Consider the following 19,108-nt stretch of genomic DNA (forward strand, 5'->3'; position numbering starts at 1 on the left):
CATTCTCATGAATCAAGATTCAACTTTTCAATATTCATTAGGCCCAATTCTGTATTTTTGGCCAAAGCAAAACGTCGAAGATTTTTATCAACAAGCCAAACATAGCCAAGCCGACATCATCTACCTCGGTGAAGCCGTGTGCTCAAAGCGCCGTGAAATGAAACCAGCACAATGGTTTGAGATCGCCAAAGATCTCGCCCAATCCGGTAAGCAAGTGGTGCTCTCTACTATGGCATTATTAGAAGCGCCAAGCGAAGTCAACGTGATGAAAAAGTACATCGACAATGGTGACTTTGCGATTGAAGCCAATGACGTGTCTGGTATTCAATTGGCTTATGACGCCAAAGTCCCGTTTGTGGTGGGTGCAGCGGTCAATACTTACAATGCTCATACCCTTAGACTGTTCGTAAAACAAGGCATGATCCGCTGGTGCATGCCGGTTGAGCTATCACGAGATTGGTTAATGCAAACGCTCGACCAATGCGATGAACTCGGCATTCGCGAACAATTTGAAGTGGAAGTGTTTAGCTACGGCTACCTACCTCTGGCCTACTCTGCCCGCTGTTTTACTGCACGAGCTGAAAACAAAGCCAAAGATGATTGTGAAACTTGCTGCATTAAATACCCAACCGGTATTCAAGTCAGCAGCCAAGAAGGACAGGAAGTCTTTAACCTCAATGGCATCCAAACTCAGTCTGGTTACTGCTACAACCTAGGTAACGACTTAGAGAGCATGAAAGGATTGGTTGACGTAGTGCGTTTAAGCCCACTTGGTGTCGATACGCTTTGTACACTGGCCGACTTTAAAGCCAATGAAAGTAACCAAAATCGTATTATCACGGACAGCAAACAATGCAATGGTTACTGGCATCAACTGGCGGGCTTAGTTCAGCAATGAGATTGAATTAGAAATCATAAATACAATTAAGGCCTCAATCGTTGAGGCCTTAATTTTATGTTGTCACATCTATACCCAAGTGACCTCAAGATGCAGGATTCAGAGCTATCATCCAAGTCTTTAGACAAGGAAGATTTATGCGGAATGTAGACACCTTTCAATTAAATCTGACATAGGCTAAGGGCTTGGATGAAGCTCCCAAAGGGGAAGTTAAAACAAGCTTTAAGCTGCGTTAAATTGAACAGAGATAGAATAACTATGATCATCTTCAATTTGCCTTGCCTAAAACTTGTTTTAATCTTGCTGAAACTCGCATATTGAGGTTACTTGGGTATATGTTTTTATGCGCTGAGTTTAGGGGCACGATACACCTGAGGCGGATGATTTTTTGATTCTTGCTGCTCATCAGGTTTTGTGGTTGCTGGCGCTTGAGAATTATCCTCTTGTGCACGCTCAGCTTGAATCGCTTTAAAAATACGGGTTAATTCTAAGAAGGCATAACGGTGTTCCGAAAACTCATACACGTTCATCGAAATCGCTAATTTATACAAAGCAATTGCATTGGAATAATCGCCTTTATATTGATATTCCTTTGCCAAATAGAAGTACAGTTCTGTCAACTTTTGCGCCAAGTCGACATTATTCTTAGTCCCCATCGCCACTGACTCAAGAATGTCATTTTGATCTAGATGGCCAAGTGTCATGCCAACTAATTCCCATCCCCATTGGTCATCTTTATTTTGATAGCTTTGCTCTAGATCGGCGGTCGCTTTTTGCACATCACTTTCACGTTGAATGTAATACAGCCACAATGCGCGATACGGATCGGATGGATCTTTATCATAGTTGCTTTGCATATCCTGCAAGGCAAGAGGAATTCGGTCTGCATAGTACAAGGCAATGGCACGGTTGCGTTCTGCGTATTCGTTGTTAGGGTCTAACTCCAAACTGGAATCAAACGCATCGAATGCAGAATCAAAATCGCTCGTTTGGGTGAAGTACACACCAAGTACATTAAAGACTTCCGATTGAGCTGGATTTAGTTTTAGTGATGATTCGTAATCTAAACGCGCCAAATCCGCCATACCTACGCTATCTAGGAAGCGACCACGCTCGGCAAACATTTGTGCTCGCACGTTTTGGCTAACATCTTTACGAGTGAGTAACTGATTTAATCGCGCTATTTGCACTTCTTGCTGAATCGAAGGCTGCAGGGGAATTGCTAACGGCGGGTAAACAAATGAGTTAGTTGAGTTCCCTTGATTAGCACATCCTAATAAAAAGAAGGCGCTCACTAGGCTTAACCATTTAAGATATTTCACGAATTCCGTGCTCCTTTGCAGTCTTGCAATATTGTGTATGTTGACGAACCACTAAGTCACCTCAGCAGGGGTTAAGTACATACAGATAAGAACCCAATATACACCTTGTTGGTTTTCCTCACCACACATTATCTAAGGTAGAGTAATACGCCACTATTTCCAACCTAAAGAAAGATAAAGATTTTCTGACTGTCTTTACCAAGTGATATGGGCATAAAAAAGAGGAGCCGAAGCCCCTCTCTTAAACAGCATCTAACAATAAGACAACTTACTCAGCTGATGGTTCAGCTGGCGCTTCTTCTGTTGTTTCTACTGCTTCTTTCATACTTAGACGTACACGGCCTTGGCGGTCGATTTCAAGTACTTTAACTTGAACTTCTTGGCCTTCAGATAGGTAGTCAGACACTTTCTCGATACGCTTGTCAGCGATTTGAGAAATGTGTACTAAGCCATCTTTACCAGGAAGGATCGTTACGAATGCACCGAAGTCTGCAAGACGTGCCACTTTACCAGTGTAGATACGGCCCACTTCAACTTCAGCAGTGATTTCTTCGATACGACGGATCGCTTCTTTCGCCGCTTCACCTTCAGTCGCGGCAATTTTGATTGTGCCATCGTCTTCGATTTCAATCGTTGTGCCCGTTTCTTCAGTTAGCGCACGAATTACCGCACCACCTTTACCGATCACATCTTTGATTTTCTCAGCAGAGATTTTCATAGTGTGAATACGTGGAGCAAATTCAGAAATCTCTTCACGAGCACCAGAAATCGCTTCATCCATCACGCTTAGGATGTGCTTACGTGCACCTTGAGCTTGGTTAAGCGCAATTTGCATGATTTCTTTCGTGATACCTTCGATTTTGATATCCATTTGTAGCGCAGTGATACCTTCATTAGTACCTGCTACTTTAAAGTCCATGTCACCAAGGTGGTCTTCGTCACCCAAGATGTCAGAAAGAACAACGAAATCGTCGCCTTCTTTCACAAGACCCATTGCGATACCTGCAACAGAAGATTTAATTGGCACACCTGCATCCATAAGAGCCAGTGACGTACCACATACCGAAGCCATTGAAGAAGAACCGTTAGATTCTGTGATTTCCGATACAACACGTACTGTGTATGGGAATTCTTCAACTGATGGCATCACCGCTTGGATACCACGTTTAGCCAGTTTACCGTGACCGATTTCACGACGCTTAGGAGAACCAACGAAACCAGTCTCACCTACACAGTATGGAGGGAAGTTGTAGTGTAGAAGGAAGTGATCTTTCTTCTCACCAAGTAGGCTATCGATGATTTGCGCATCACGTTGTGTACCAAGCGTCGCTGTGACTAGCGCCTGAGTTTCACCACGAGTAAATAGTGCAGAACCGTGTGTACGAGGAAGAACACCAGTGCGAACGTCTAGTGCGCGAACCATGTCTTTTTCACGGCCATCGATACGTGGGTTACCCGCGATGATGCGGCTACGTACTACTGTTTTTTCTAGATCGTGGAAGATGGTGTGAACTTCTTTTAGGTTCAACTCTTCGTTTTCAGCCAATAGCGCTTCGTTGACTTCCGCTGCGATAGCGTGAATACGGTCGTAACGAGCCATCTTCTCTGTGATTTGGTAAGCTTCAACCAATTTCGCTTCAGCCAGTGCTGCGATCTTGTCTTTTAGCTCAGTGTTTTCAGCTGGAGCAACCCAATCCCAAGCAGGAGTGGCAACTTCAGCAGCAAATTCATTGATTGCTGAGATAACAGTTTGTTGTTGGTCGTGACCGTAAACAACCGCTGCTAGCATTTCTTCTTCAGTTAGGTTGTCAGCTTCAGATTCAACCATCAATACTGCGCTTTCTGTACCCGCAACAACAAGGTCAAGACGAGAAGCCTCAAGCTCTTTTTCACTTGGGTTAAGCACTAGTTGACCATCAATGTGACCAACACGAGCTGCGCCGATTGGACCGTTAAATGGTACGCCAGAGATCGCTAGAGCAGCAGAAGTACCGATCATAGTGATGATGTCTGGAGAAATGTTAGGGTTGGCAGAAACAACCGTAGCAATAACTTGTACTTCGTTTTTGAACGCGTCAGGGAAAAGCGGACGGATTGGACGGTCGATAAGACGTGCAATCAATGTTTCGCTTTCAGAAGGGCGACCTTCACGCTTGAAGAAACCACCAGGGATTTTACCGGCTGCGTAAGTACGCTCTTGGTAGTTTACGGTGAGTGGGAAGAAGTCTTGACCTTCAACCGCTTCTTTTTTCGCAACAACAGATACGAAAACAGAAGTGTCATCCATGCTTGCCATTACAGCAGCAGTTGCTTGACGTGCAATTACGCCAGTTTCAAGAGTAACGGTATGGTTACCGTATTGAAATTTCTTTACGATTGGATTCACGTAAATTTCCTTAATTTTGAGTTTTAACATTAACTCTGGCTTGCTTTACCAATCGCGACTAATAGCAGAATTTTCAGACTTTCGTATGAATATCGTTGAAAGAAAAACCTGTTATTAGCCGCGACCTTCATGGTCGACATCGGTGACTGTAAAGCAACAGAGGCTTGATCCCCTCTTCACATTTAAGCGAAGAACAAATCAAACGAGGCATAGTATAAACTACGTGAGTAAAAAAGTCTTATTTTGCGAAGCAATAAGGTGGGATAAAGCTGCAATTTGAAAAACAAAAAAGGAGCCGAAGCTCCCTTTTAGGTATCTGTTTACTTATTTCGGCTGTGAACAGCCATCATGCATAAACCAATACTTCTAACCTTGGTACTAAACCAACGACGAATTAACGACGTAGACCTAGACGTTGGATTAGTGCGAAGTAACGCTCTAGATCTTTACCTTTTAGGTAATCTAGAAGTTTACGACGACGAGAAACCATACGTAGAAGACCGCGACGGCTGTGGTGGTCTTGTTTGTGGTTAGCAAAGTGACCTTGTAGGTGGTTGATAGAAGCAGTTAGTAGTGCTACTTGTACTTCTGGTGAACCAGTGTCGCCTTCAGATTGTGCGTATTCTGCAACGATTGCTGCTTTAGTTTCTGCATTCAGAGACATAATGCTCTCCTAATTAAGAGTAGTTTATAAAATGTGCCAGCCAATCTCTGATTCAGCCAACACGCGAAGCGCGGATTATAGGGAATTCCCCAACCTAGCGCAAGGGGTAATGCTTTTAAATATATCGAAACTCGATTTTCGGTCGCTACGCTGCTCGTGACTCGACTCGATATACGAGTAGCGAAGCGCCCGAGCCACGAGAGTCGATATCCTAGGAACTAGAAATAACTTCCGCTCTTACCTAAATACCACTAAACGCTTTGGCGCAACTTTTCCATCATCATCAATGTTCGCGACACCAATGAAAGTGCGCTCTTCTCCCATCGTCATGCGAACCACACCTTCTGATGGAGCGCCGGCAATTTGCACCGGTTGACCATGTTGAACAAAGTCTGCCACACTTGGGATCATATTGACTTCAGGCAAGTCTTGTACCGCGGTATCCATAGGAAGTAGTAATGGGTCCAACAGTTCACGAGGTTCAATTTCTTGCTCACGAGCTTGCTCTAACAATGCTTCAAGCTGCTCTAATGTGACCATTTTCTCGTATGGATAATGCGATACACCAATACGGCGAAGATAAGTTACATGCGCACCACAACCGAGCATTTCGCCTAAGTCATCGACGATAGTACGAATGTAGGTGCCTTTTGAGCAGTGCACTTCCATTTCTACTTCGTGACCTTCAAAGCGAATCAGATTGATTTCAAACACGGTGATTTTGCGCGATTCACGCGGCACTTCAATACCTTGACGTGCGTATTCATACAAAGGCTTACCTTGGTATTTCAACGCAGAGAACATTGATGGTATTTGATCTGTGGTACCACGGAATTTAGCTATGCAACGCTCAAGCAAGCCACGATCCACTTTCACTTCTCGTGTTTGCACCACTTCGCCATCAGAATCTGAAGTATCGGTACGTTCACCCAGCTTGGCGATGACACGATAACGCTTATCAGAATCTAATAAAAATTGTGAAAACTTAGTGGCTTCACCTAAGCAAATCGGCAACATGCCCGTCGCCAAAGGATCAAGCGCGCCAGTATGGCCTGCTTTCTCCGCAAAATAGATGCGTTTGACTTTCTGCAACGCATCATTCGAGCTGATGCTGGTCGGTTTATCTAATAATAAAACGCCATCAATTGGACGACCACGACGTCTACGAGCCATTACTCTTCTCCTTCGTCCTCACGACCTGCATCTTTTTTGCGTTGGTTGTCTTTGCTGACGACTTCGCTCACTAGGTTAGACATTCGCATGCCTTCTACTAGCGTATTGTCGTAAGTAAAGCGAACTTCTGGTGTTAAGCGTAGACGAATGCGTTTACCTAGCGCCATACGTACCGCGACTTCGTGCTCTTTCAGTGCTGCCAAGCTAGATTCTGGCGTTTGGTCACCCACACACAAAAAAGTCACAAACACTTTGGCGTAAGCAAGATCGCGTGATACTTCCACATCAGAAATAGTCACCATGCCGATACGTGAATCACGTACGTCACGTTGGAGGATTGAGGCTAGCTCTTTTTGTAATTGTTGTGCAACACGTTGTGCACGACTGAATTCTTTTGACATATCTTTTCTCACATCTGCGGATTCCATTTTGAATCCCTTTACAGAAAGAATGGGGAGCACGATTGGCTCCCCATGGTGTATTTAACAACCGTTCGTCAGCTAGATATTCTAGCGAAGATCATGTGTTGATTAATCAAGTGTACGCTTAACTTCAACGATTTCGAATACTTCGATTTGGTCACCAGCGCGAACATCATTGTAGTTCTTAACGCCGATACCACATTCGTAGCCGTTACGTACTTCTTGAACGTCATCTTTAAAGCGACGTAGTGATTCTAGCTCACCTTCGTAGATAACCACGTTATCACGTAGAACACGAATCGGGTTATTACGCTTGATAACACCTTCCGTTACCATACAACCTGCGATTGCACCCAGTTTAGGCGATTTAAACACATCACGAACTTCTGCAAGACCGATGATTTCTTGTTTAAACTCAGGTGCTAGCATACCGCCCATCGCTTGTTTCACTTCGTCAATCAATTGGTAGATGATTGAGTAGTAACGTAAATCTAGGTTCTCGTTCTCAACCGTACGACGAGCAGAAGCATCGGCACGAACGTTAAAGCCAAGAATGATAGCGTTAGATGCTGCAGCCAGTACCGCATCCGTTTCAGTGATACCACCTACACCTGAACCAACGATGTTCACTTTCACTTCGTCAGTAGACAGTTTACGTAGTGAGTCCGCTATCGCTTCAACAGAACCTTGTACGTCAGCTTTAAGCACAACGTTAAGCTCAGCCACTTCACCTGCTTCCATGTTAGAGAACATGTTTTCAAGTTTCGATTTTTGCTGACGAGCCAGTTTCACGTCACGGAATTTACCTTGACGGTAGTTCGCTACTTCACGTGCTTTACGCTCATCACGTACTACAGTCGCTTCATCACCTGACGTTGGTACACCAGAAAGACCTAAAATCTCAACTGGGATAGAAGGACCGGCTTCTGTGATGTCTTGACCATTTTCATCACGCATTGCACGGATACGACCGTATTCTTGACCACAAAGTACGATATCACCTTTACGCAATGTACCCGCTTGTACAAGCACGGTTGCTACTGGACCACGGCCTTTATCAAGACGTGATTCAACCACAACACCTGAAGCCATACCGTCTGTTACTGCTTTAAGCTCAAGTACTTCTGCTTGTAGCAAGATAGCTTCTAGTAGACCATCGATGTTAGTACCTTGTTTCGCAGAGATGTGAACGAACATGTTTTCGCCGCCCCACTCCTCTGGAATAACGTCGTATTGAGCAAGCTCATTCTTCACGTTATCAGGGTTTGCATCTTCTTTATCGATTTTGTTTACCGCAACAATCAAAGGGACTTCTGCAGCTTTCGCATGCTGAATTGCTTCGATAGTTTGAGGCATTACGCCATCATCTGCTGCCACCACAAGTACAACGATATCTGTCGCTTGAGCACCACGAGCACGCATTGAAGTAAACGCTGCGTGTCCAGGAGTATCCAAGAAAGTGATCATGCCGTTGTCTGTTTCAACGTGGTATGCACCGATGTGCTGAGTAATACCACCCGCTTCGCCAGACGCTACGCGGCTACGACGAATGTAATCAAGCGTTGACGTTTTACCGTGGTCAACGTGACCCATGATGGTCACAACTGGCGCACGTGGCACAGCTTCAGAAGTGTTGTCACGATCTGACAATACCGCTTCTTCTAATTCGTTTTCTTTACGCAAGATAACTTTGTGACCCATTTCTTCAGCCACTAATTGTGCTGTTTCTTGGTCGATCACTTGGTTGATGGTTGCCATTGCGCCCATCTTCATCATCGTTTTGATGACTTCCGTGCCTTTTACTGACATTTTGTTTGCCAGTTCAGAAACAACGATAGTTTCGCCGATCACAACGTCTGCTTTTGCGACTGTCGCGTTTTTATCAAAACCTTGCTGCATTGAAGTTGGTTTCGCTAATTTACCTTTACGGTTGTTACGACCACGCGCGTTGCGGCCATTGCCACCAAAACGCTCTTCTTCTGCTTTATCTTTCTTAGCTGGTTTTTTCTTTTTACGACGATTCGCTTCGCTACGACGGTCCGCTTCATCTTCAGCGTCTTGTGCGTGCTTATTCGTTGTTACGTGGTAATCTGAATCTTCAGACTCTTTGCTCTTTTGCTCTTCTTCAGACCAACGAGCTGCGTTTTCTTCCGCAAGTTTGCGTGCTTCTTCTACCAATTTTTGTGCTTCTTGTTCTGCTTTGCGTTGTGCTTCTTCTTCCTGACGACGCTTCAATGCTTCTGCTTCTTTCTTCGCAGCTTCATGTTTTGCTTTTTCTTCAGGAGAACGTTGTGAAGCGGCTTTCGCTTCTTCAGCTTTGGCTTTATCAGCTTCACGTTTCGCTTTTTCTTCAGCTTCACGCTTTGCTTTTGCCTCGGCTTCCGCTTTTGCTTTCGCTTCAGCTTCTTGCTTCGCTTTTTCTTCGGCTGCACGTTTTGCGGCTTCTTCCGCTTCACGGGCTGCTTGCTCTTCCGCTTCGCGCTTCGCTTCTTCTTCGATAGCTGAACGTTTCACGTAAGTACGTTTTTTACGCACTTCAACTTGAACTTCTTTGCTTTTACCACCACCAGCAGACACACTTAATGTGCTTTTGGTTTTGCGTTGTAAAGTCAGGCGTGTTGGCTCCGCATCGGCTGAGCCGTTACCTTTTTTAAGGTGCGCAAGAAGCTGTTGCTTCTCGGCATCAGTCACACTGTCTGTACTGGTTTTTTTAATACCAGCATCAGCAAGTTGTTCTACTAAGTGATCAACTGGCGTACCAATTTCGTCACTTAGCTGTTTCACTGTCAGTTCTGTCATACTGCTTTCTCCTTGCTGAAAATTATTCTTCGTCGCCGAACCAGCAAATGTTACGAGCGGCCATAATTAATTCACCGGCACGTTGCTCACTTAGGCCTTCAATACCTTCTAGGTCATCAGTACCTTGGTCGGCTAAATCTTCTAAAGTCACTACACCCTTAGCGGCTAATTTGAACGCCATTTCGCGCTCTAAGCCTTCTAAAGCAAGTAGGTCTTCAGCAGGCTCTAAACCTTCAAATGATTCTTCTTGTGCAAGTGCAAGCGTGGTTAACGCATCTTTCGCACGAGAACGTAATTCTTCAACGATGTCTTCATCAAGACCATCGATTTCTAGAAGTTCGTTTACTGGAACGTAAGCGATCTCTTCTAATGTTGAGAAGCCTTCTTCTACAAGCAATTCAGCAAAATCTTGCTCGATGTCTAAGTGCTTCATGAAGTTTTCGATTGCCGCACCTGATTCTTCTTGGTGTTTCTTCTTCAGATCTTCCACTGTCATGACGTTCAGTTCCCAACCAGTTAGTTGAGAGGCTAGACGTACGTTTTGACCACTACGGCCAATCGCTTGTGCTAGGTTATCAGCTTCAACCGCGATATCCATTGAGTGAGAATCTTCATCAACGATAATCGATGCAACATCAGCTGGCGCCATTGCGTTGATAACAAACTGCGCTGGGTTGTCATCCCAAAGTACGATATCAATACGCTCACCACCCAGTTCGCCAGAAACCGCTTGTACACGTGCGCCACGCATACCGACACAGGCACCAACAGGGTCAATACGACGGTCATTGGTTTTCACTGCGATCTTAGCGCGAGAGCCTGGATCACGAGCGGCTGCTTTTAGCTCAATCAGTTCTTCACCAATTTCTGGCACTTCAATGCGGAACAGTTCAATTAGCATGTCAGGCTTAGAACGTGTTAAGAACAGTTGGAAGCCACGAGCTTCTGGCTTAACAGCGTAAAGTAGGCCACGAATACGATCGCCTGGACGTAAATTTTCACGTGGAAGTTGGTCTTCACGTAAAATCACAGATTCAGCGTTGTTACCAAGATCAACAATAACGGCATCACGTGTTGCTTTCTTTACAACACCTGTAACGAGTTCGCCTTCGTTATCGATGAATTGCTCAACAATTTGAGCGCGCTCTGCTTCACGTACTTTTTGTACAATAACTTGTTTTGCCGTTTGAGTGGTAATACGGTCAAAAGTGACTGACTCAATATCATCCTCAACGTAATCACCAAGCTCGATAGATTCATCATCAAACTTCGCAGCTTCTAGTGAAATTTCTTTCGTTGGAAACTCAACTTCTTCAACCACTAACCAACGACGAAATGTTTCAAAATCACCGGTCTTACGGTCAATTTCTACGCGAACTTCAATTTCGTGCTCGCTTTTCTTTTTAGTTGCCGTAGCTAAAGCAATTTCTAATGCTTCAAAAATACGCTCACGGGGAACAGCCTTCTCATTCGAAACTGCTTCAACAACCGCTAAAATTTCTCTGTTCATGTTATCGCCTCTTCAGACTTAAAATTTTGGTATCAAGTTAGCTTTAGAAATATTACTTAAAGCAAATTGTTCTTCTTGGCCATCGACAGTAATCGTAATGATTTCTCCGTCCACAGCAGTAATAATGCCTTTCCACTTACGGCGGTTATTCATCGCCATTTTCAATACCACATTCACATCATGACCAATAAATTGTTCATAATGAGCAGGTTTGAACAAGGGACGCTCTAAACCTGGTGATGAAACTTCTAAGTTATATGCAACCGTGATCGGATCTTCTACGTCCATTACCGCACTCACTTGGCGGCTTACTTCTGCACAGTCATCCACTGTGATGCCATTTTCATGATCGATGAAAATACGTAATGTAGAGTGCTCACCCGCTCGGATAAATTCCAAGCCAACCAATTCATAACCAGAAGCCGCAACAGGTGCTTCTAATAATTCGGTTAATTGTTTTTCTAAACCAGTCATACTTCTCTCCGGAAATAAAGCTTGCTCCACATTTTCTGCACCTTGCTGATGTACATCACAGGCAACAAAACTAAGAAGTTAAGCTTAAAGCCGATCGTCCAGAAACAAAAAAAGGGCTTAAAGCCCAATTCAAACACCATGCCTTATCTGAACTTCACTTGCTGATCATTTAATCCACAAGTAAAACAGATAATAAAAAACCCCGAAATGTCGGGGTTTTTTATTGCTGGACCCTGATATTACTAAGCTATTATTTTAGCCTAGCTATGCTGAAAGTCAGCCTTTCAACATAAAAACTTGCAACAGCATATCCTAGTTAGGATTGGTTGCGGGAGCCGGATTTGAACCGACGACCTTCGGGTTATGAGCCCGACGAGCTACCAAGCTGCTCCATCCCGCGTCCGATTTTGCTTTCTATTTCTGAGCGGCATTATACGCTCTGAGATAAACTTTACAAGTTTTACACAATAATGGTGCCGAGAGGGGGACTTGAACCCCCACACCATAAGGCACTAGCACCTCATGCTAGCGTGTCTACCAATTTCACCATCTCGGCAAGATTATTCTTCGTCTTTTTTAAAAGACCTTACTGAGGAATTTCGTCGTTGCTCTTAGGAGCCGGAATTTCATCAGTAGCAACACTGTCGTTTTTATCTGTTTTTTGCTCAACACTCAAACTTGGTGCAGCAAATTTAGATTCGTGCTTAGCCGTTGACATATGACCAAGAACCAAGCTAATGATAAAAAATACTGTTGCGAAAATTGCAGTTGAACGGGTTAGGAAATTACCTGAGCCGCTAGAACCAAAAACTGTGTTTGATGCTCCAGCCCCGAACGAAGCTCCCATGTCTGCGCCTTTACCTTGCTGAATCAACACTAGGCCAATTACACCAAGCGCAGCCAGTAGATAAATCACAAGTAGAACTGTTAACATTTTTCCACCTATGTTCTAAATTTCTGAGTTATCGTACTTAAAAGCTATTTTCACAACTAAAAAACACGAATAACGCACCTCCCTAATGAGGCGGAGAGATACTAACCAAACCAATCGAGACTGACAAGTGAAAAATGGCAAAAATATCCATCTTGATGTTCAAACGATTAAAAAAGGTGCAAAAGTGCGATAAATGTGGCGATTGTTATTATAACCAAAGCCACATCAATCCACTTACTATTGCCCTAACAGTTCTCTTTTACTTTATCAGCGATCGCATGCGCTGAGCTTTCAACTAATTGCGCGTCTTCACCTTCGACCATGACACGAATCAAAGGCTCGGTTCCTGATTTGCGTAATAGCACACGTCCTTTATTACCTAATTCAGATTCAACTTGAGCAACAGAATCCAGTACTGCAGGGTTTTGTAAAGGATCGATATCGCCAGAGAAACGTACATTTACGAGCACTTGAGGGTATAAAGTCATACCGGATGCTAAAGCGTTAAGAGACAACTTGCTCCCCACGACAGATGCCAGAACTTGTAAAGCAGCAACAATCGCATCCCCTGTAGTCACTTTATCTAATAAAATCACATGACCAGAGTTTTCTGCACCAATTTTCCAGCCTTTTTCTAGCAACTGTTCCATCACATAACGGTCACCGACTTTGGCTCGAACAAATGGAATACCGAGCTGTTTTAAACCATTTTCCATGCCTAGGTTAGTCATTAGTGTACCTACTACCCCACCTTTCAATTCACCTCGACGCAGTGCGTCGCGTGCAATGATATAAGCGATTTGGTCACCATCAACTTTATTGCCAAGCTCATCAACCATGATGATACGATCACCATCACCATCGAAAGCTAAACCTAAGTCCGCTTTTTCTTCTATCACTTTTGCCTGTAGTGCTCGAACATCTGTCGCACCCACTTCTGCGTTGATGTTAGTGCCATTCGGTTCACAGCCAATTGCAATCACATCGGCCCCCAGTTCAGTAAAGACACTTGGTGCAATGTGATATGTCGCTCCATGGGCACAATCTAAGACAATTTTTAGCCCTTTTAGGCTTAATTCATTTGGAAAGGTACTTTTACAGAATTCAATGTAACGACCGGCAGCATCCACCATACGTTTTGCTTTACCCAGCATGGCCGATTCTACACATTCGATGTCTTTTTCTAACTCAGCTTCAATCGCCAGCTCAATGTCATCAGGCAGTTTTGTACCTTCCGACGAAAAAAACTTGATGCCGTTGTCATAATAAGGATTATGCGACGCTGAAATCACGATGCCCGCTTCAGCACGGAACGTTTGCGTTAAGTAGGCAACAGCAGGAGTTGGCATCGGACCGGTTAAAATTGCTTTTAAGCCAGCAGCAGCTAACCCCGCTTCAAGCGCAGATTCCAACATATAACCCGAAATGCGCGTATCTTTACCAATAATGACTTGTTTGGTTCCCTGTTTAGCTAAAACTCGGCCCGCAGCCCAACCTAGTTTTAATACGAAATCAGGCGTAATCGGGTATTGACCCACTTTGCCGCGAACCCCATCGGTACCAAAATATTTTCTTTCTGACATGAGCTGTCCTATTTATTCTTTTTAGCGTTGAATACTGTTATTACTGAGTTTTGTTCTTACTTGGTTCTGTTATTACTAAATAGTAAGTGAAAATGATAGACGTAAACAACCGAGTTTATCAGCCTTTCATATCTAGCTTTACTGGTTACTCGCGACCATTTCAAGAATTCGCATCGCATCTTGTGTTTCAACCACATCGTGCACTCGCAAAATCTGTGCTCCCTTTTGTGCGGCAATCGTGGCACAAATCACACTACCAACAACGCACTCCTTCGTCGGCTTATTCAATGCGTTGGATACCATTGATTTACGCGACATCCCCGCTAGAATTGGCAATTTGTAATGATGAAAATGCTCTAAATGGGCTAATAGTTGATAGTTATGCTCAACCGTTTTTCCAAATCCAAACCCCGGATCGATAATGATATTTTCACGATCAATTCCTGCTGCAACACACTCTTCAATTCGTCGCGTTAAAAAGGCATCTACATCGTTTAACACATCCTGGTAATCTGGATTATCTTGCATATTTTTAGGCTGACCTTGCATGTGCATGATGCACACTGGCACACCATATTCAGCAACAACGTCTAACGCCCCTGGCTCTGAAAGTGAACGGATGTCGTTAATAAAATCTGCGCCATGCTCTAACGATTGTTTCATGACTTCGGCTTTACTGGTATCAATCGAAATCCACACATCCGAAACATCTCGAATCGCTTTAACTAAAGGGATAACACGGCGTAGTTCTTCTTCTAAGGAAACCTCTGCCGCCCCTGGTCTCGTTGATTCGCCACCAATATCAATAATCGTCGCGCCTGCCGCTACCATCGTATTAACTTGCGCCAATGCTGCCTCTAAATGCTGATATTTTCCACCATCGGAAAATGAATCCGGCGTAACATTTAAAATACCCATAATTTGTGGGCGTGAAAGGTCTAGGGTTTTCCCGTTTGAAGTCAATTTCATTAAACATTTACTCTCAATGTAAACACAGCCTCTGCGTAGAAAATGCAGTGAAAAGGATATGATTTGGAAAAGCAAAAAGCCCTGACTCTCATCAGGGCTTTGATACCGCTATTCTTGATTACGAGTCTTTTTTATCAGACTCATCATCTGCTGAAGTGGTTTGCTCCGCTTTAGGCTCAGAGGATTTCACTTCTGCTTTTGGTGCTGGTTCAGCTGGCTTAGCTTCGCTGTCCGTCCAACCTTGTGGCGCACGGATTGTTTCAGAGCGATTCATGAGGTCATCAATCTGCCCCGCATCAATCGTTTCATACTTCATCAATGCATCCTTCATTGCATGCATGATATCCATATTCTCTTCTAAGATCTTCTTAGCGCGATCATAGTTACGATCAATAATACTACGTACTTCTTGGTCAATCAGACGTGCAGTATCATCGGATACATGCTTAGTTTGCGTTACGCTACGACCAAGGAATACTTCCCCTTCATCTTCAGCATAAAGCAATGGACCAAGTTTTTCCGAGAAGCCCCACTGGGTAACCATTTTACGAGCAATATCTGTCGCGCGCTCAATATCGTTTGACGCACCTGTCGATACTTTATCGGCACCATAGATTAACTCTTCCGCTAAACGACCGCCGTATAAGCTAGAAATCATTGATTCTAAATGTTGACGAGACATACTCACGCGATCTTGCTCTGGTAAGTACATCGTCACACCAAGCGCTCGGCCACGAGGAATGATAGACACCTTGTAGACAGGATCATGCTCAGGAACGAGACGACCGACAATTGCGTGGCCTGCTTCATGGTAAGCCGTTGATGCTTTCGTTTCTTCCGACATCACCATAGAGCGGCGCTCTGCACCCATCATGATTTTGTCTTTCGCAAGCTCAAATTCAACCATAGAAACGTTACGCTTGTTACCACGTGCAGCAAATAATGCAGCCTCGTTCACAAGGTTGGCAAGATCAGCACCCGAGAAACCTGGCGTACCACGAGCAATCAGTGACGGCTCAACATTTTCAGCCAGTGGCACTTTACGCATGTGAACTTTTAAGATTTGCTCACGACCACGTACATCCGGCAAACCAACCACAACTTGGCGGTCAAAGCGTCCAGGACGTAGTAAAGCAGGGTCAAGTACGTCTGGGCGGTTAGTTGCCGCAATAACGATAATACCTTCGTTACCTTCAAAACCATCCATTTCAACCAGCATTTGGTTCAATGTTTGCTCACGTTCATCGTGACCACCACCAACACCCGCACCACGTTGGCGACCTACAGCATCAATCTCATCGATAAAGATAATACATGGTGAAGCTTTCTTCGCTTGCTCAAACATATCACGCACACGAGATGCACCGACACCAACGAACATTTCAACGAAGTCAGAACCTGAAATAGTAAAGAAAGGCACTTTGGCTTCACCGGCAATCGCTTTAGCCAGTAACGTTTTACCCGTACCAGGAGGACCTACCATCAATACGCCCGTTGGAATTTTGCCGCCCAGCTTTTGGAAACGACTTGGATCACGCAAGTAATCAACCAGCTCTTTTACGTCTTCTTTGGCTTCATCACAACCGGCAACATCAGCAAACGTCGTTTTGATTTGCTCTTCACTCATCATGCGTGCTTTGCTCTTACCAAACGACATGGCTCCTTTGCCACCGCCGCCTTGCATTTGTCGCATAAAGAAAATCCAGACCCCGATAAGCAAAATCATTGGGAACCATGAAATAAAGATAGTTCCTAGTAGACTTTGCTGCTCAGGTGGTGTGCCAGACACTTTTACGTTCTGGTTAATAAGATCGTCGAGAAGCTTATCATCATAAACTGGCATATAAGTTACATTGCGAGAATTATCAGTTCGAACAAAGGTAATTTCTCTATCCTTGAACTTCGCCTCACGAACTTGGCCTTGACCAACGTCTTTTACAAAGGAAGTGTAATCAATCGCTTTTCCGTTACTGTCTCCAGGCCCAAAGCTCTGGAAAACTGACATCAAAACTACGGCGATTACTAGCCATAAAATTAAATTTTTTGCCATGTCACTCAAGGTGTCAGCCTCTCGGTCACTAATAATTAAAAGTAGGTTACTACAGTTTATATCCTGTAGCTACGATATATACCTCACGAGAACGTGCGCGTGAAGAGTCTGGTTTACGAATTTTTACAGCTTTAAACATTTCCCGTACATCTTTGACGTACTGATCAAAGCCTTCGCCTTGGAATACCTTAACAACAAAACTACCATTGGGAGCTAGAACTTGTCGACACATATCCAAAGCCAATTCCACTAAATACATTGCTCTTGGTTGATCTACAGCCAGATTTCCGCTCATATTCGGCGCCATATCTGACATCACAATGTCTACCATATCAGGTTGAATACGTTCTAGTAAGGCTTCTAACACGGAATCCTCACGGAAGTCACCTTGAAGGAAACTTACCCCTGCGATCGAATCCATGGATAAAATGTCACAAGCTATTACTTGGCCTTCATCGCCCACGATACCTGCCGCATATTGTGACCAACCACCAGGCGCAGCACCCAGATCAACGACAGTTATTCCTGGTTTGAGTAATTTATCTTTTTCTTGAATTTCTTCTATTTTGAAAATAGCACGAGAACGGTAACCTTTCTTCTGGGCTTCCGCGACGTATTTGTCATCAAAATGCTCTTGTAACCAACGACCAGAGCTGGCCGAATGCTTTTTCTTGCTCATTTAATACCTAATGATTCAGCAACGCTTTGCTTAAAACTATTTAAGGAAAATATAGTCTTCCAGAATAGATGGCGTTAAAATAGATGTTTTCAACCCCAATAATATATAAAAATGGCCGCACAATGAACCTAAGCACCAAACAAAAGCAGCATTTAAAAGGACTAGCTCACAGTTTAAAACCTGTTGTGCTAATGGGCGCAAATGGATTGACTGAAGCTGTTCTTGCGGAAATTGAGCTTGCACTAGACCACCACGAGTTGATTAAAATCAAAGTGGCTTCAGAAGATCGCGAAACTAAAGCATTAATTATCGATGCTATTGTTCGTGAGACCAAAGCAGAGAAAGTGCAAACTATCGGTAAAATCTTAGTATTGTACCGCCAAAGTGAACAGCGCAAGATTGAGATCCCACGTAAGTAAATACTTACCTACGTAATATATCGATTTCAGAAAAGACTGCTACGGCGGTCTTTTTTCGTTTATCGGTTCTCGAGCGCTTCGCTGCTCGTAACTCGAATCCCTTTCAACTCAAATCCCTTTCAAAATGCTCAGTGATCAAGTACCGAAAGATGACCCCCTATATTCGATGAATACATACAAAAAAGCCGCATTAACTGCGGCTTTCAATCAAACGATAAAATGGATGATTAGATATAATCCACTTGCGTGATTTCAAAATCTTTATCGCCACCTGGGGTTGAGATAACCACTTCATCCCCTTCCATCTTGCCGATAAGGCCACGAGCAATTGGCGAGCTTACAGAGATCTTACCGCCTTTAATGTCTGCTTCATCATCACCGACGATCTGATATTTCACTTCTTTGTCAGTATCAATATCCAGTAATGTCACGGTGGTACCGAAGATCACTTTGCCTGTATTGGGCATTTTCGCTACATCAATCACTTGAGCAACTGAAAGCTTATATTCAATATCACGGATTTGAGCTTCGCAAATACCTTGCTCTTCACGAGCGGCATGGTATTCCGCATTTTCTTTTAAGTCACCTAACTCACGAGCCTCCGCAATCGCTGCAGAAATTAATGGGCGGCGCTTTAGTAGTGCTTCTAGTTCTGTACGCAGCAGTTGTTCACCACGTACGGTCATTGGGACTTTATCCATTTAAACCTCACTCCAACTCAACTCCAAAGAGCGAATTTCGGACAATAAAACCCCACTCAACAATATGCTGAGTGGGTGACGTTTGAAATAACTTTTGTAGCAACAGTGTAATTAAACTGAATTAA

The 19,108-nt window shown here is 43.9% G+C and carries 16 protein-coding genes and 2 tRNA genes; 2 read left to right on the forward strand and 16 right to left on the reverse strand.

The window, feature by feature from the left end:
- Positions 1-7: 7 nt before the first annotated feature.
- Entirely contained in the window at positions 8-898 is an 891-nt protein-coding gene (locus Vgang_RS09090; protein WP_105903251.1) for a U32 family peptidase, read from the forward strand.
- 341 nt (positions 899-1,239) lie between these two features.
- Here Vgang_RS09090 and nlpI read toward each other — a convergent pair whose 3' ends face one another.
- The 15 genes from nlpI to rlmE all read right to left on the reverse strand — a co-directional run bounded on the left by nlpI (position 1,240) and on the right by rlmE (position 17,863).
- Positions 1,240-2,220, reverse strand: coding sequence for a lipoprotein NlpI (gene nlpI, locus Vgang_RS09095; RefSeq protein WP_105903252.1), 981 nt, complete (start codon positions 2,218-2,220; stop codon positions 1,240-1,242).
- Positions 2,221-2,488: 268 nt separating this feature from the next.
- Positions 2,489-4,606 (reverse strand): polyribonucleotide nucleotidyltransferase, encoded by a 2,118-nt coding sequence (gene pnp, locus Vgang_RS09100; protein ID WP_406708266.1) that lies wholly within the window; start codon positions 4,604-4,606, stop codon positions 2,489-2,491.
- A 394-nt stretch (positions 4,607-5,000) separates the two neighbouring features.
- Positions 5,001-5,270: a 30S ribosomal protein S15 gene (gene rpsO, locus Vgang_RS09105; RefSeq protein ID WP_105903253.1), complete on the reverse strand. Its 270-nt coding sequence runs from the start codon at positions 5,268-5,270 to the stop codon at positions 5,001-5,003.
- A gap of 237 nt (positions 5,271-5,507) precedes the next feature.
- A complete protein-coding gene (gene truB / locus Vgang_RS09110) occupies positions 5,508-6,443 on the reverse strand; it encodes a tRNA pseudouridine(55) synthase TruB (protein WP_105903254.1) in 936 nt (311 codons plus the stop codon).
- Positions 6,443-6,844 (reverse strand): 30S ribosome-binding factor RbfA, encoded by a 402-nt coding sequence (gene rbfA, locus Vgang_RS09115; RefSeq protein ID WP_105903266.1) that lies wholly within the window; start codon positions 6,842-6,844, stop codon positions 6,443-6,445. Before rbfA ends, truB begins: the two co-directional genes overlap by 1 nt.
- Positions 6,845-6,973: 129 nt before the next feature.
- Positions 6,974-9,664: a translation initiation factor IF-2 gene (gene infB, locus Vgang_RS09120; RefSeq protein ID WP_105903255.1), complete on the reverse strand. Its 2,691-nt coding sequence runs from the start codon at positions 9,662-9,664 to the stop codon at positions 6,974-6,976.
- Between the two features lie 22 nt (positions 9,665-9,686).
- The gene (gene nusA, locus Vgang_RS09125; RefSeq protein ID WP_105903256.1) at positions 9,687-11,174 is read right to left on the reverse strand and encodes a transcription termination factor NusA; all 1,488 of its coding nucleotides are present in this window, start codon (positions 11,172-11,174) and stop codon (positions 9,687-9,689) included.
- A gap of 18 nt (positions 11,175-11,192) precedes the next feature.
- Positions 11,193-11,648, reverse strand: coding sequence for a ribosome maturation factor RimP (rimP, locus tag Vgang_RS09130; protein ID WP_105903257.1), 456 nt, complete (start codon positions 11,646-11,648; stop codon positions 11,193-11,195).
- 323 nt (positions 11,649-11,971) lie between these two features.
- Positions 11,972-12,048: transfer RNA gene (locus tag Vgang_RS09135), tRNA-Met, on the reverse strand.
- 71 nt (positions 12,049-12,119) lie between these two features.
- A tRNA-Leu gene (locus Vgang_RS09140) sits at positions 12,120-12,204 on the reverse strand.
- A 30-nt stretch (positions 12,205-12,234) separates the two neighbouring features.
- Entirely contained in the window at positions 12,235-12,582 is a 348-nt protein-coding gene (gene secG, locus Vgang_RS09145) for a preprotein translocase subunit SecG (RefSeq protein WP_105900922.1), read from the reverse strand.
- 245 nt (positions 12,583-12,827) lie between these two features.
- On the reverse strand, positions 12,828-14,165 hold the full coding sequence (glmM, locus tag Vgang_RS09150) for a phosphoglucosamine mutase (RefSeq protein WP_105900921.1): 1,338 nt from the start codon (positions 14,163-14,165) through the stop codon (positions 12,828-12,830).
- Positions 14,166-14,303: 138 nt separating this feature from the next.
- Complete coding sequence (gene folP / locus Vgang_RS09155; protein WP_105900920.1) at positions 14,304-15,134, reverse strand: dihydropteroate synthase; 831 nt, start codon at positions 15,132-15,134, stop codon at positions 14,304-14,306.
- A 118-nt stretch (positions 15,135-15,252) separates the two neighbouring features.
- On the reverse strand, positions 15,253-17,184 hold the full coding sequence (gene ftsH / locus Vgang_RS09160) for an ATP-dependent zinc metalloprotease FtsH (RefSeq protein ID WP_105900919.1): 1,932 nt from the start codon (positions 17,182-17,184) through the stop codon (positions 15,253-15,255).
- A 49-nt stretch (positions 17,185-17,233) separates the two neighbouring features.
- A complete protein-coding gene (rlmE, locus tag Vgang_RS09165) occupies positions 17,234-17,863 on the reverse strand; it encodes a 23S rRNA (uridine(2552)-2'-O)-methyltransferase RlmE (RefSeq protein WP_105900918.1) in 630 nt (209 codons plus the stop codon).
- Between the two features lie 122 nt (positions 17,864-17,985).
- Here rlmE and yhbY point away from each other — a divergent pair, with 122 nt between their 5' ends.
- Positions 17,986-18,282 carry a ribosome assembly RNA-binding protein YhbY gene (gene yhbY / locus Vgang_RS09170; protein WP_105900917.1) on the forward strand — a complete coding sequence of 99 codons (297 nt, stop codon included), beginning with the start codon at positions 17,986-17,988 and terminating at the stop codon, positions 18,280-18,282.
- A gap of 227 nt (positions 18,283-18,509) precedes the next feature.
- Here the strand turns inward: yhbY and greA are convergent, their stop codons facing one another.
- Positions 18,510-18,983: a transcription elongation factor GreA gene (gene greA, locus Vgang_RS09175; RefSeq protein WP_105900916.1), complete on the reverse strand. Its 474-nt coding sequence runs from the start codon at positions 18,981-18,983 to the stop codon at positions 18,510-18,512.
- Positions 18,984-19,108: the final 125 nt, after the last annotated feature.

Source organism: Vibrio gangliei, assembly GCF_026001925.1.
In the GTDB taxonomy this organism is placed as follows: Bacteria; Pseudomonadota; Gammaproteobacteria; order Enterobacterales; family Vibrionaceae; genus Vibrio; species Vibrio gangliei.